Consider the following 13,053-nt stretch of genomic DNA (forward strand, 5'->3'; position numbering starts at 1 on the left):
AATCGGAACGGAATGGTTCGTTCCGATAGAAGTGTAGGCCAGTCGGCGGTACCTTGGGAAGCATGAATTCACCCGACGGCGCGAGTGCGGACGCCCGCCCCCTGCGCGGCCGCGCGCGCGAGGCCCAGAGCAACGACGGCGCGATCCTGCGCGCCGCGCGCGAGGTGTTCAGCGAGTGGGGGTGGGGTGCGCCCATGTCGGAGATCGCATCACGCGCGCGCACCGGGGTCGCGAGCATCTACCGCCGCTACCCCAGCAAGGTCGAGCTCGTGAACGCGATCCGCGTGCTCTCCCTCGAAGAGATCTGCGCGCTCGCCGAGGGGTGCGCAGACGCCGATGAGGGCGGCGGAGCGGAAGGCGCCGCCTCGGCTCCCGCCGAGTCCGTGGTGGGTCGCTTTCTCCGGCGGCAAGTGCTTGAGGCGCCCGGTTCGCGGATGCCCACGTTCGGGCAGTACGTGGGCACGACGCCCGAGATCGACGCGCTCTCCGATCGCCTGCACGACGCGCTCGCGGCACTCGTCGCGATCGACCAGCGTCGCGGGGTGCTGCCTCGCGACTTCGGGCCGGCGGACGTGATGCTCACGGTCTCGCACCTGCGCCCGGTCTACGCGATCCCGCGCGCCCGGTCGAACGAGCTCCACCTCCGGCACCTCGAATCGGTGCTCGCGGGGCTGCGCAGCCGCGCGGCCGGTGAACCGGTTCCCGGTGGCGCGCGCCCCGAGGAGCTCGGTGCGCCCACGAGCTGGGACGAGTGGGTGCGCCTCAACAACGTCGACGGCCGCCCCTCGGTCGAGACGCCCGAGCGCCGCGCGGGCGCCCCGGCCTAGTTCGCGGTCCCGCCTGAGCCGGATCCTGCCCCGCGCTGCGCGGCCCGGTGCGCCGCGACCCGCGTGCGCGTCGCGCAACTCTGCGAGCAGAAGCGCTGGGGCGTGCGCCTGCCCTCGTCGATGAAGGCGCGGCCGCAGTCCGCGGCGGCGCAGCGGCCCCACGCGCAGCGGCCGCGCTCGGCGAACCACTGCGCGAGTGCGGAGCTGATGAGCACGCGCGCGGCGACCGCGGCGCTCGCGTCCCGCGGGAGGGCGGGCCGCGTCACCCAGCGGCCGTCGGGGAGCTGCGCGAGCTCGCTCGGGCCCGGGTGTGCTCGGAGGGCGGCATTCACGCGGGTCGCGGCGAGCTGCGGATCGGACTCCGCGAACACGGCGAGCAGCTCGGCCGCGACGGCCGCGAGTGCGCCGGCCTCCGCTTCGCGCTCGCCGAGCTCCGGGTCGCCGTGCGTGGCGCAGAGTTCCCGCCACGCGGCCGGGGCGCCGTGCGGCTCGGTCTCCCCGCCGGTGGGCGCCCAATCAGTGTTGGCAAAGTCCGTCGCGAAGCGGAGGCCGAGCGGTCGCGGGCTTGCGGAAGTCGTGTCCATGGCTCTAGTGTAACGGCAATAATAAGTTTCAGCGTTACCATTGGAGGCGCATGACCGAGACGACTGCTCCCGCCGGTGCGGCGGACCGCACGAACACCGCCCCCGAGGTGCTCATCGTGGGCGCCGGGCCCATCGGCCTCACCCTCGCGATCTCGCTCCGGGCAGCCGGAGTCTCGGTCACCGTGCTCGAAGCGCACTCAGGGCTCTCCACCCACCCCAAGGCGCGCGGCATCTCCGCCCGCTCGATGGAGACCTTCCGCGCGCTCGGCCTCGAAGCCGCGATCCGCGCGGTCGCGCTCCCCGCCGATCAGATCCGCTTCTTCCGGGGCGACACGCTCGCGGATCCGGATTTCACGCGCTCCGAGCCGCCGACCACGCACGCGAGCGGCGCCACCCCGGCGCCGGGCGTGCTCTGCTCGCAGGACGTGCTCGAGCCCGTGCTCTGCGAGGCCGCACGAGCGGCGGGCGCCGAGCTGCGCTTCGGGCACCGGGTCACCGAGGTCCTCGCCGATGCCGACGGCGTGCGCGTCCGCGCGCTCGGCCCGGCCGGGGCGGTCGCCGAGCTGCGCGCGGCGTTCCTCGTCGGCTGCGACGGGGCGGGCAGCACGGTGCGCCGGGCGGCCGGGATCCCGCTCCAGGGCGAGCGGGGCATCGCCCGCTTCCTCTCGATCCGCTGTGCTGCGGAGCTCACCGAAGTCGTGCGTGACCGTGCGGCAGCCTCCTACTTCCTCACGGGCGGGAAGGGCGGCTTCCTCGCCATCGACAATCGCACGCAGTGGATCTACCAGTACCCGCTCCCGGACGGCGACGACGGAGCCGGGCTCCGGGAGGATCCGGCAGCGCTCGGCGCGCTCGTGCGCGCCGCCGCGGGCCTCCCCGAGCTCGCCGTCGATGTGCAGGACACGCTCGTGTGGCGCATGGACGCTCGCATCGCGGACAGCTATCGAGCGGGCCGCATCCTCCTCGCCGGGGACGCCGCGCACCAGACGCCGCCGACGGGCGGCCATGGGATGAACGTGGGGATCGGCGACGCCGAGGCGCTCGCCTGGCGGCTCGCCGCGGTGCTCGCGGAGCAGGCCGGGCCCGAGCTGCTCGACGACTACACGCGGGAGCGACGGCCCGTCGGAGCCGCGATCATCGAGATCTCGCGCGGCAACTTCGGCGGCCGCTACGGCATCGACGACGAGCTGCTGCTCGGTGTGCGCGTCGGCGCGGAGCCGCCGCTCGAGCCCGGGCCGTATGCGCCCGCAGGCGATACCGGGCGGCGCGTGCCGCACGCCCCGCTCAGCGACGGGGGATCGACCCTCGATCTGCTCGGTGGGGACTGGGTGCTCGTGAGCGTCGACTCCGAGCGCTGGAGCGCCGAGGCTGTGGACGCGGCGCTCGCGAGCCGGGCCGCGGCGCTCCCGGCGGGGCGCCGCCCGGTGCCCGTGGTGCTCCGGCAGATCACCGGCGAGAGCGAGGCCGAGCCGGGCGCATTCGCTGCGCGAGCCGGGCTCGCCAGCGCGGCAGGCGCGACTGGCGAGGAGCCGGGCGGAGCCGCGGCTACCGCGCTCCTCGTCCGCCCCGACGGGCACATCGCGGCCCGCCTGCGGGGGCCCGAGGAGCTCGCCGCTGCGCTCACGGCTGCGCTCGGCGGTGCGGGTCGTGCTGGTGGCGCGGGTGGCGCTGGCGGCGCAGCCTAGCTCGCGGGCCCGCCGGAGCCTGCGCGCGCGTGATCCGGCGCGTCCTTGATGAGGTTCGTGATCCGGATCGTGCAGCAGCGCCGGCCGGCCTCGTCGGTGACCACGATCTCGTGCACCGTGAGCGTGCGCCCGAGGTGCACGGGCGTGCAGACGCCCGTGACGTAGCCCGCGGTGGCCGAGCGGGTGTGCGTCGCGTTGACGTCGACGCCGACCGCGATCCGGCCGGGCCCCGCATGCAGGTTCGCTGCCATCGAGCCGAGCGATTCGCCGAGCACCACATAGGCGCCGCCGTGGAGGAAGCCCACGGTCTGGCGGTTCCCGGCGACGGGCATGCGCCCCACCGTGCGCTCGACGGTGAACTCGGTGAACTCGATCCCCATCGCGTCGGCGAGCTCGCCCGAGCCGTTCGCCGCGATCCAGTTGTCCGCGCCGGGGAGCGCGGTGCCCACCGGGGCGGTCACGCGCCCGCTCCCGCAGGCTCGGACCCGGCGGGAGCGCCGGAGAAGACGGGCGGCCGCTTCTCCTGGAACGCGGCGAAGCCCTCGCGGTAGTCGTCCGTGTCGCAGAGCGCCGCCTGCGCGCGGTTCTCCGCGGACATCGACGCCCAGAGGCCCACGCGCTCGTCGCGGAGCTGCCGCACGAGCTGCTTCGACGCGCGGAAGGCCTCCGTCGCGCCGCTCGCGGCCTCCCGGGCCGCGGCGCGTGTGCGATCGAGCACCTCGGCGTCCGGGAAGGCCTGCGAGAAGAGCCCGCCGGCGACGGCCTCCGCGCCGCTCATGAGCCGCCCGGTGATGATGAGGTCGAGCGTGCGGTGCGCGCCGAGCCGCTCGACGAACAGGGCGTGGCCGCCCGAGTCGAGGGTGGCGCCGAGCTTCGCGAAGGGGCTGCCGATCTTCGCGCCATCGGCGACGTAGACAACATCGCTCGCGATGAGCAGGCCGAGCCCCACACCGAGGCAGGCGCCGTGGGCCACTGCGAACGTGGGGGCGGGGAACGCGCTCATCTGTTCCAGCAGCGGCTGCACGAGCCCCTCGAGGTAGCCGAGCACGTCGTCCTCGCGGGGATCGACGCCCGAGATGTCGCGGCCCGCGCAGAATGCGCGGCCCTCGCCGCGCAGCACGAGTGCGCGCACGCCCGCCTCCTCGGCGGCCGTGTATGCCGCCGAGAGCTGGCGGAGCGTGTCCGGGCCGAGGGCGTTCAGACGCTCGGGGGCGGCGAGCGCGATCTCGGCGACGCCGTCGGCGATCGTGAGGGTCACCTCGGGTGCTGGCATCGTCATGGGGGTCTCCTGCTCGGTGGCGGTCACGCGTCGAAGTCGACGACGAGGCGCTCGGACTGGGGGTGCGACTGGCAGGTGAGCACGTAGCCGCGCTCGATCTCGTCAGCCTCGAGAGCGTAATTCTCGGTCATGGAGACCGAGCCCTCGATCACGCGGGCTCGGCAGGTGCCGCACACGCCGCCCGCGCAGGCGAACGGCACGTCGGGCCGCACGCGCAGCGCGGCGTTCAGCACGGTCTCGTTCGCGGCCACGGGGCTCTCGACCGAGGCTGAGGTGCCATCGAGCGTGAAGTCGATCACGATGGTCTGCTCGCCGCTGCGCACCTCGACCGGCCGAGCGCGGGGCAGCTGCGCGCCCGGCTCGCCCGTGGCGAAGAGCTCGAAGCGCACGTGCGAGCTCGGCACCTCGTTCTCCGCGAGCAGGTCGCGGCAGAGCTGCACCAGATCGAACGGGCCGCAGAGCACCCACTCGTCCGCCTGGCCGACGGGGATCACCTCGCGCAGGATCGTGCGCAGGCGCTCCTCGTCGAGTCGGCCCGAGAGGATCGGGGCCGAGCGCTGCTCGCGCGAGAGGATGTGGTGCAGGGCGAAGCGCTGGGGGAAGCGATCCTTCAGATCCGCGAGCTCCTCCACGAACATCACGTCGACGGTCGAGCGGTTCGTGAAGAGCAGGTCGAAGCGCGACGTCTCGCTCTGCGAGAGAACGCGGTGCGCCATCGTGATGATGGGCGTGATCCCGGAGCCCGCGGCGATCCCCACCACGTGACGGCCCGCGAGCTCGTCGAGGTTGGAGGTGAAGGCGCCCTGCGGCGTCATCACCTGGAGGGTGTCGCCCGCGCGCAGCTCGTCGTTCACCCAGCTCGAGAAGACACCGCCGAAGTCGCGCTTCACGGCGACCGAGATCCGGCCGTCGGCCGGTGGGCGGCAGATGGAGTAGGAGCGACGCACGTCCTCGCCGTCGATCGTGGCGCGCAGCGCGAGGTGCTGCCCGGCGAGGTAGCGGTAATCGTCGGCGAGGTGCTCGGGCACCTCGAACGTCACCTCGACGCTGTGCTCGGTGAGGGGGCGCACCTCTGCGACCCGCAGTTCGTGGAACGTCGCGCGCTTCTTTGCGCCGAGGTTGATGGCGGCCATGGATGGTCCCTTCGCGGCTCGGGGAGCCTAGTGAACTTTGAAGTAGTCGAACGGTTCGAGGCAGGCCTGGCACTCGTAGAGCGCCTTGCACGCGGTCGAGCCGAAGCGCGCGACCTCGCGCGTGCGGGTCGAGTGGCAGCGCGGGCACTTCACGGCGAGCTGCAGGCGCACGGGGCCGTCGCCGAGCGCCGAGCGCACGTGGGGCGGGGCGATCCCGTACTCCTCGAGCTTCTGCTTGCCCGCGGCACTCATCCAGTCGGTGGTCCACGCGGGGGAGAGCGTCGTCGAGACGGCCACGTTCGCGTAGCCCGCCTCACGGAGCCGGCTCGTCACGTCATCGCGCATCTGGTCGATCGCGGGGCAGCCGGAGTAGGTGGGCGTGAGCACCACCTCCGCGCCCGCCTCGGTCACGCGGGCCGCCCGCAGCACGCCGAGGTCCTCGATCGTGAGCACGGGCACCTCGGGATCCGGCACCTGTGCGGCGATGTCCCAGACCCGTGCGGCGGCGGGATCCGCCGGGCGCAGCTCGGTCACCATGATGCACCCGGGTGGCGCCGCGCGAGCCACTGCATCTCCGCGAGGATGTAGCCCATGCGGGTGCTGTGGGTGCCGGATCGGCCGCGGGCCCGCGCCGGCTGCACCTCGGGCACCGCGATCCCCGCTTCCTCGAAGACGGTCGCGACGGCGCGGTCGAAGCCCGCGCGCAGCTCGGAGGGGCGCGGGGCGATCCCGGCGAGGCGGTCGTTCAGCGGCTCGTCGGTGAAGAGCTCCTCGACGTGCGGCCAGACGCGCTCGATCCCGAGCACGATCCGCTCGCGCGAGAGCTCGGTGCCGCCCGCGAGGCGCAGCACCCACTGGGCCGCGTGGTCGAGGTGGTACGCCACCTCGCGCTCGGCCTTGCCCGCGATCGCTCGGAGCGTCGCGTCGGAGCTGTCGAGCAGCGCCCGGTAGACCTGGATCTGGTACGCCGAGAAGACGAAGAGCCGCGCGATCGTGTCGCCGAAGCCGCCGTTGGGCTGCTGCACGAGCCAGCTCGCGCGGAACTCGGGCTCGTCGCGCCAGTACGCGAGATCGTCCTCCGAGCGCTCGCTCGCCGTGCCCGCGTAGTGCAGCAGCGCGCGGGCGTGGCCGAGCAGATCGAGCGCGACGTTCGCGAGGGCCATGTCCTCTTCGAGCTCGGGCGCGCGGCTGATCCACCAGGAGAGCTGCTGCGAGTGGATGAGCGAGTCGTCGCCGAGCCAGAGCGCGTACTCGGCGACGTCGGGCGATGCCGTGCTGCCGTCGCCCGGGAGCTCGTCCGCGAGCCGGAGCTCGTCGACGCTCACGGAGCCGTGCGGGGAATCCACCTCGTGCGTCACAGGTGCTTCACCCCCTCGGCGACCGTGTAGTAGATCGCGTGGCGGTAGTTCTTGCCGGCGGGCGATTCGAAGTACACGCCCTTCGAATCGGGGTCGCTCGTGGTGATCGCGGCGGCGGGCACCACCCAGATCGAGACGCCCTCGTTACGGCGGGTGTAGAGATCCCGCGCATTGCGCAGCGCCATGGCCTCGTCGGGGGCGTGCAGCGATCCCGCGTGCACGTGGCTCAGCCCGCGGTTCGCGCGGATGAACACCTCCCACAGCGGCCAGGCCTCGGTTCCCATCTCTCCGGGTGTCGACATCTTCGTCTCCTTGTCGTGCGGGTGATCTATGCGGCGAAGCGCGCGCGCTCGCGCTGCTTCCTGGCGTACTCGACAGCGGCCTCGCGCACCCACGCGCCCTCCTCGTGGGCGGTGCGGCGATGGTCGAGTCGCTCCGCGTTCGCGGGGCCGCGGCCGTCGAGCACGGCCATGAACTCGTCCCAGTCGATGGGGCCGGAGATCCACTGGCCGGTCTCCTCATCGAAGCGGAGGTCCGGATCGGGGCACTCGAGGCCGAGCGCCTCGAACTGCGGCACGCACATGCCAACGAAGCGCTGACGCAGTTCGTCGTTCGAGAAGCGCTTGATGTTCCAGGCCATCGACTGCGCCGAGTTAGGGGAAGCGTCGTCGCTCGGGCCGAACATCATGAGCGACGGCCAGTACCAGCGGTTCACCGCGTCCTGCGCCATCTGCTTCTGCTCGGGGGTCCCGTGCGAGAGCTCGTAGAGGATCTCGAAGCCCTGGCGCTGGTGGAACGATTCCTCCTTGCAGATGCGCACCATCGCACGGCCGTAGGGGCCGTAGGACGCGCGGCACAGCGGCACCTGGTTGCAGATCGCGGCGCCGTCGACGAGCCAGCCGATCGCCCCCATATCGGCCCAGGTGGGCGTGTGGTAGTTGAAGATCGAGGAGTAGCGCGCCTTGCCGTCGATGAGCTTCTGTGTCATCTCCTCGCGGGTGACGCCGAGCGTCTGGGCGGCCGAGTAGAGGTAGAGCCCGTGGCCCGCCTCGTCCTGCACCTTGGCGATGAGGATCGCCTTGCGCTTCAGGCTGGGCGCGCGCGTGATCCAGTTCGCCTCGGGCTGCATGCCGATGATCTCGGAGTGCGCGTGCTGCGAGATCTGCCGCACGAGCGTCGCGCGGTACTTCTCGGGCATCCAGTCGCGGGGCTCGATGCGCTGGTCGGCCGCGATGATCGCATCGAAGTGCGCCTGCTCCTCCGCCTCCGCGGGGGAGTGGGTCTCGGGTGTTGCCGTGGGTGCCATCTGCTGCCTCCTTGCGTCAGGGCTCTTCCGGTCTCGTCGCGCGATCCGCGGGGTATCCCGATGGGGCGCGAAGTGGTAGAGTTGCGGCCAGTTGAATTACTTACCGAACATTCAGTGAGTATAGTCTTCTCCGAGTACGATCGCAATCGAGCGCCACGCCGGGCTCCAGATCAGGCGAACGATCCCCAACCGCAATGGAGCGCACATGAGTTCACCGCTGAACCCTTCCCCCTCAGGGGCCGTCCGCGAGCGCTCGGGCGCTGAGCTCACGCCCGCCGAGATCCCGCTCGACCCGAGCTGGTCGGCCACCGCGATGCTCCGCACCGACAACGCCAAGGAGGCGCTAGGGATCCGCGTGCTCGAACTCGCCCGCGGCCGCGCCGTGCTCGACATGGTCGTGCGCGACGACATGGCGAACGGCTTCGGGATCGCGCACGGCGGCATGGTCTTCACGCTCGCCGACACCGCCTTCGCCTACGCCTGCAACGAGGCCGAGACCGCCGTCGTCGCCTCGGGCGCCGACGTCACCTTCACCCGCGCTACGCACGCGGGCGACGTACTCACCGCCACGGCCGAGCGCCGCTGGCTGTCCGGGCGCAACGGCCTCTACGACGTGACCATCACCGACCAGCACGGCAGCGTCGTCGCCGAGTTCCGCGGCCGCTCCTTCGCCACGAACCGGGCGATCCCCGCCCCCGCCTGATCCGCCCGCCGGCCCCGCCCGCCGGCCCCGCGCGCCGCAGCGCGCCGGGATCCCGCCCCGCTCCAGATCCCGCCCACCTTCGTGTTCACCGCCGCACACCTGAAAGAGGACCCATGCCGACCACCGCACGTACGCTCGCCGAAATCGGACTCCACCCCGAGGAGCGCCTCGCGCGCCCCGAGCTGGAGCGCCTCCAGCTGCAGCGCCTCCAGTGGACGGTGCGCCACGCCTACGAGAACGTCCCCTTCTACCAGCGCCGCTTCGCGGAGGTGGGTGTCACACCCGACGACATCCGGGAGCTGCGCGACATCGAGCGGCTGCCGTTCACCACGAAGAGCGACCTGCGCGACAACTACCCGTTCGGGCTGTTCGCCGTGCCGATGGAGGACGTGCGTCGCGTGCACGCCTCCTCGGGCACCACCGGCAAGCTCACCGTGGTCGGCTACACCGACCGCGACCTCGACAACTGGGCCGACCTCATCGCGCGCTCGCTCTACGCCTCGGGGGTGCGCCCCGGCTGGAAGGTGCACAACGCCTACGGCTACGGCCTGTTCACGGGTGGCCTCGGCGCGCACGCCGGCATCGAGCGGCTCGGGTGCACGGTCGTGCCCATGTCGGGCGGGCAGACCGAGAAGCAGGTGCAGCTCATCAACGACTTCCAGCCCGACGCGATCATGTGCACGCCGAGCTACCTCCTCACGATCGCCGACGCGTTCGAGCGGGCCGGTCTCGATCCGCGGCAGTCGAGCCTCAAGGTCGCGATCCTCGGTGCCGAGCCGTGGACCGACTCGATGCGGCAGGAGCTCGAGGCCCGCCTCGACCTCAAGGCGGTCGATATCTATGGCCTCTCGGAGATCATGGGGCCGGGTGTGGGGAACGAGTGCGTCGAGACGCAGGACGGCCCGCACATCTGGGAGGACCACTTCCTGCCCGAGATCATCGATGACGAGCTCCGTCAGGTGCCCGACGGCCAGCAGGGGGAGCTCGTCTTCACGACGCTCACGAAGGAGGCTTTCCCGATGATCCGGTACCGCACGCGCGATCTCACCTCGCTCTCCGCAGGCACCGCGCGCCCCGCGCACCGGCGCATCGCGAAGATCACGGGCCGCAACGACGACATGATCATCCTGCGCGGCGTGAACCTGTTCCCCACGCAGATCGAGGAGATCGCCTGCGAGATCCCGGCGCTCACCTCCCACTTCATCCTCGAGCTCTCGCGCCGCGGCACGATGGACCACCTCGTGGTGAAGATCGAGCCCACGATCGATGCGGGCCCGGCCGAGGCGGAGAGCGCGCTGCGCCTGCTCCAGAAGCGGATCAAGGATCGCGTCGGCACGAGCCTCGGCGCCGAGCTCGTCGCGTGCGGCAGCCTGCCCCGCTCCGAGGGAAAGCTGAAACGGCTCTACGACCTGCGGTAACTTGGGGGCGTGGGGGCGTTCGGCCCGCACGCGAGCGCGGGGAGTCTGCGGAGGCGCGGGCCCTGGGAAGGAGCAGCCATGGTGGCGTCCGACATGGCGGCGAGCACGGCGGCTCCGGGCGCGGCGGCTCCAGGAGCTCCGAGCGCCGCGAGCCGGCGCGGCCGTCCGGGCTATGACCAGAACAGCATGCTCGAGATCATCGTGCAGCTGTTCATGGATCGCGGCTACGACGCCTCCTCGCTCGACATGATCGCGAAGCGGCTCGGGCTCTCGAAGTCCGCGGTCTACCACCACTTCTCGTCGAAGGCCGAGATGCTCGAGATCGCGCTCGAGCGCGCGCTCGGTGAGCTGGAGCGCGTCTTCGACGAGGCCGAGGCCGAGGAGACGGACGCGGTGCTGCGGATCCGCCGCATCGTGCGCGAGGCCGTGCTTGTGGCGTGCGAGCGGCGCCAGTACCTCACCCTGCTGCTCCGGCTCCACGGCAACTCCGAGGTCGAGCTGCGTGCGCTCGCGCGGAGGCGCGCGCTCACCGCGCGCCTCAGTCGCGTGTTCGAGGCCGCCCGCGCGGAGGGCAGCGTGCGCGACGACGTGGCGCCCGCGATCGCGGCCCGCCTCACCTTCGGCCTCGTGAACTCGCTCGTCGAGTGGTACCGGCCCGACGGCCCGGAGACGCCCGATCAGCTGGCCGACACCGTGCTCAAGTACGTGCGCACCGGGCTCCGCGTGAACGAGGAGCGCGACTTCCGCTAGCCGGCGCTGCGCAGCCGCCTATGCGGAACGCGGCAGTTCGGGCTGCGGCAGGCCAGACTGCGGCGGTTCAGACTGCGGCGGTTCAGACTGCGGCGGTTCAGGCTGCGGCAGTTCATGCTGCAGGAGTTCGGGCTGCGGCTGGTCGGCCTCGAGCATTCCGGTGAGGAAGGTGATTACCGCGGCGCGCTCCTCCCGCGTGAGCGCGGCGGCGACCGCGAAGCGCCGCGCGTGCTGGCGCCCGATGGTGCTGCTCGCGGTGGCCCGTGTGGCGGGGGTGACCTCGATGCTCACGGTACGGCGGTCGCTCGGGTGGGGCGAGCGCTTCAGGTGCCCCGCCGCGATGAGGCGATCCACCAGCTTCGTGGTGGACGCGCTCGTGATGTCGACCGCGCGCGCGATGTCCTTCGGGGTGACGACCTCGCCCCGCTGCTGCGCGGCCATCACCATGCGAATGGCGCGCATGTCGGTCTCGTTCAGCCGCATGTAGTCGGCGGAGAGTTTCGCGAGTGCGCGGCCCGCCTCCTGCCACGCGCCGAGCGCGTCCATGACGGCGAACGCCTGCGCGGTGTCCGCCTCGCTCAGCTCGTGCGCGTCGAGGGTGCTCGCGGCGACCGATCGCCGTCGGTGCTCCGCGCGCTCCTCGCTCGTGTGGGCCATGACTCCAGTATACGATTTCTTGCTCGGCTAATCTTTCGCTAAGCTAACGAACGCGGCGCCGTGCGCGACCGGCTGGTGTTCCGTCAGAAAACCCCGGCTGCGCGCGGCGCTGCGACCCGAATCCCCGGCCGAGTTGGAGAGCAGCATGAAGCACACGTCCGCGCAGGAGCATTCGAGCGAGACCGCGGCCCGCCGCGAGACGAAACCGCCGCAGGCCACCCGAGTGCACGTCGCTCCCGGGGCCCGGGTCGCGTCGGCCACCCCGGCGGCGCAGGCGGGGGAGCCCCACATCGAGCGCGCGGGCAGCTACGACGCGGTGCTCCTGTCGGGCTTCGGCGGCCCCGAGGCGCAGGAGGACGTGCTGCCCTTCCTGCGGAACGTCACCCGGGGGCGGGGGATCCCGGACGAGCGCCTCGAGGAGGTCGCCCACCACTACCGCGCCTTCGGCGGGGTGAGCCCCATCAACGACCACAACCGCGAGCTGCGGGTCGCGCTCTCCGAGGCGCTGCGCGCCGCAGGCATCGACCTGCCCGTGTACTGGGGCAATCGCAACTGGGCCCCGTACCTCGACGACGTGCTCGCGGAAGCGGCACGCGACGGGGTGCGCCGGATCCTCGCCATCCCCACGAGCGCCTACTCCTCCTACTCGTCGTGCCGGCAATACCGCGAGGACTGGGCGGACGCCCTCGAATCCGCGGGGCTCGAGACCGAGCTGCAGATCGACAAGGTGCGCCAGTTCTTCTCCCACCCAGGCTTCGTGGAGCCGTTCATCGCGGGGGTGGACGCCGCGGTCGCCGAAGCCGAGGCCGCCGGCCACGCGCGCGAGGCCATCGAGGTGCTGTTCTCCACGCACAGCATCCCGAGCGCGGACGCGAGCAACTCCGGCGCCGGGCTCTTCGCGGACGTCGAGGGCGGCGGCTACGCGGCGCAGCACCTCGCCGTTGCGGAGCGGGTCATGGCGGCGGCCCCCGATCTCGCGTGGCAGCTCGTCTACCAGTCGCGCTCGGGCGCTCCGTCGACCCCCTGGCTCGAGCCCGACATCAACGACGCGATCGAGGAGCTCACGGCTCGCACCGCGGTGATCATCGTGCCGATCGGCTTCGTGAGCGACCACCTCGAGGTGCTCTGGGATCTCGACCGCGAGGCCCGCGAGACCGCGGAGGAGCAGGGACTCTGGGTGCGCCGGGTAGCGACGCCGGGCGTCGATCCCGCATTCGTCGCGGCGCTCGTCGATCTGGTGCGGGAGCGGGTGATCGGGCGGCCCGTGGGCCAGCGCGCCAACACGACGAGCATCGGGCCCTGGTTCGATGTGTGCCGCCCCGGATGCTGCGCGAAGGGCGGCGCGGCCCCGCG

15 protein-coding genes are annotated in these 13,053 nt (G+C 72.1%); 6 read left to right on the top strand and 9 right to left on the bottom strand.

Annotated features, from left to right (window positions below):
* Nucleotides 1–62: 62 nt before the first annotated feature.
* A complete protein-coding gene (locus U874_RS0112130) occupies nucleotides 63–827 on the top strand; it encodes a TetR/AcrR family transcriptional regulator (RefSeq protein ID WP_025134805.1) in 765 nt (254 codons plus the stop codon).
* Here the strand turns inward: U874_RS0112130 and U874_RS0112135 are convergent.
* Entirely contained in the window at nucleotides 824–1,411 is a 588-nt protein-coding gene (locus tag U874_RS0112135) for a CGNR zinc finger domain-containing protein (protein WP_025134806.1), read from the bottom strand. The two genes, U874_RS0112130 and U874_RS0112135, sit on opposite strands and share 4 nt — an antisense overlap.
* A gap of 50 nt (nucleotides 1,412–1,461) precedes the next feature.
* On the opposite strand from U874_RS0112135, the gene U874_RS0112140 reads away from it, so the two are divergent.
* A complete protein-coding gene (locus tag U874_RS0112140; RefSeq protein WP_025134807.1) occupies nucleotides 1,462–3,096 on the top strand; it encodes an FAD-dependent monooxygenase in 1,635 nt (544 codons plus the stop codon).
* Here U874_RS0112140 and U874_RS0112145 read toward each other — a convergent pair.
* From U874_RS0112145 to paaA, 7 genes are all read right to left on the bottom strand, one after another.
* Nucleotides 3,093–3,476, bottom strand: a complete 384-nt coding sequence (locus U874_RS0112145; RefSeq protein ID WP_081810013.1) for a hotdog fold thioesterase — start codon at nucleotides 3,474–3,476, stop codon at nucleotides 3,093–3,095. The two genes, U874_RS0112140 and U874_RS0112145, sit on opposite strands and share 4 nt — an antisense overlap.
* A 77-nt stretch (nucleotides 3,477–3,553) precedes the next feature.
* Nucleotides 3,554–4,369: an enoyl-CoA hydratase/isomerase family protein gene (locus tag U874_RS0112150; RefSeq protein WP_051582911.1), complete on the bottom strand. Its 816-nt coding sequence runs from the start codon at nucleotides 4,367–4,369 to the stop codon at nucleotides 3,554–3,556.
* Nucleotides 4,370–4,398: 29 nt separating this feature from the next.
* Nucleotides 4,399–5,508 (bottom strand): 1,2-phenylacetyl-CoA epoxidase subunit PaaE, encoded by a 1,110-nt coding sequence (gene paaE, locus U874_RS0112155; protein ID WP_025134810.1) that lies wholly within the window; start codon nucleotides 5,506–5,508, stop codon nucleotides 4,399–4,401.
* A 27-nt stretch (nucleotides 5,509–5,535) separates the two neighbouring features.
* A complete protein-coding gene (paaD, locus tag U874_RS0112160; protein ID WP_025134811.1) occupies nucleotides 5,536–6,045 on the bottom strand; it encodes a 1,2-phenylacetyl-CoA epoxidase subunit PaaD in 510 nt (169 codons plus the stop codon).
* On the bottom strand, nucleotides 6,039–6,866 hold the full coding sequence (gene paaC, locus U874_RS0112165) for a 1,2-phenylacetyl-CoA epoxidase subunit PaaC (RefSeq protein WP_025134812.1): 828 nt from the start codon (nucleotides 6,864–6,866) through the stop codon (nucleotides 6,039–6,041). The genes paaD and paaC overlap by 7 nt, the downstream gene beginning before the upstream one ends.
* Nucleotides 6,863–7,168 (bottom strand): 1,2-phenylacetyl-CoA epoxidase subunit PaaB, encoded by a 306-nt coding sequence (gene paaB / locus U874_RS0112170; RefSeq protein ID WP_025134813.1) that lies wholly within the window; start codon nucleotides 7,166–7,168, stop codon nucleotides 6,863–6,865. Before paaB ends, paaC begins: the two co-directional genes overlap by 4 nt.
* Nucleotides 7,169–7,194: 26 nt before the next feature.
* Nucleotides 7,195–8,172 carry a 1,2-phenylacetyl-CoA epoxidase subunit PaaA gene (gene paaA / locus U874_RS0112175; RefSeq protein WP_025134814.1) on the bottom strand — a complete coding sequence of 326 codons (978 nt, stop codon included), beginning with the start codon at nucleotides 8,170–8,172 and terminating at the stop codon, nucleotides 7,195–7,197.
* Nucleotides 8,173–8,377: 205 nt separating this feature from the next.
* On the opposite strand from paaA, the gene paaI reads away from it, so the two are divergent.
* The 3 genes from paaI (at nucleotide 8,378) to U874_RS0112190 (ending at nucleotide 11,043) form a co-directional block, all read left to right on the top strand.
* Nucleotides 8,378–8,875 carry a hydroxyphenylacetyl-CoA thioesterase PaaI gene (gene paaI, locus U874_RS0112180; RefSeq protein WP_025134815.1) on the top strand — a complete coding sequence of 166 codons (498 nt, stop codon included), beginning with the start codon at nucleotides 8,378–8,380 and terminating at the stop codon, nucleotides 8,873–8,875.
* Nucleotides 8,876–8,988: 113 nt separating this feature from the next.
* Nucleotides 8,989–10,293 (top strand): phenylacetate--CoA ligase PaaK, encoded by a 1,305-nt coding sequence (gene paaK / locus U874_RS0112185; RefSeq protein ID WP_025134816.1) that lies wholly within the window; start codon nucleotides 8,989–8,991, stop codon nucleotides 10,291–10,293.
* A 78-nt stretch (nucleotides 10,294–10,371) separates the two neighbouring features.
* Entirely contained in the window at nucleotides 10,372–11,043 is a 672-nt protein-coding gene (locus U874_RS0112190; RefSeq protein WP_025134817.1) for a TetR/AcrR family transcriptional regulator, read from the top strand.
* An 18-nt stretch (nucleotides 11,044–11,061) separates the two neighbouring features.
* Here U874_RS0112190 and U874_RS0112195 read toward each other — a convergent pair whose 3' ends face one another.
* On the bottom strand, nucleotides 11,062–11,700 hold the full coding sequence (locus U874_RS0112195; RefSeq protein ID WP_025134818.1) for a MarR family winged helix-turn-helix transcriptional regulator: 639 nt from the start codon (nucleotides 11,698–11,700) through the stop codon (nucleotides 11,062–11,064).
* Between the two features lie 145 nt (nucleotides 11,701–11,845).
* Here U874_RS0112195 and U874_RS0112200 point away from each other — a divergent pair.
* On the top strand, nucleotides 11,846–13,053 hold a 1,208-nt coding region (locus U874_RS0112200), incomplete at its 3' end, for a ferrochelatase (RefSeq protein ID WP_025134819.1).

The sequence above is a fragment of the Leucobacter sp. PH1c genome (assembly GCF_000633415.1).
In the GTDB taxonomy this organism is placed as follows: domain Bacteria; phylum Actinomycetota; class Actinomycetes; order Actinomycetales; family Microbacteriaceae; genus Leucobacter.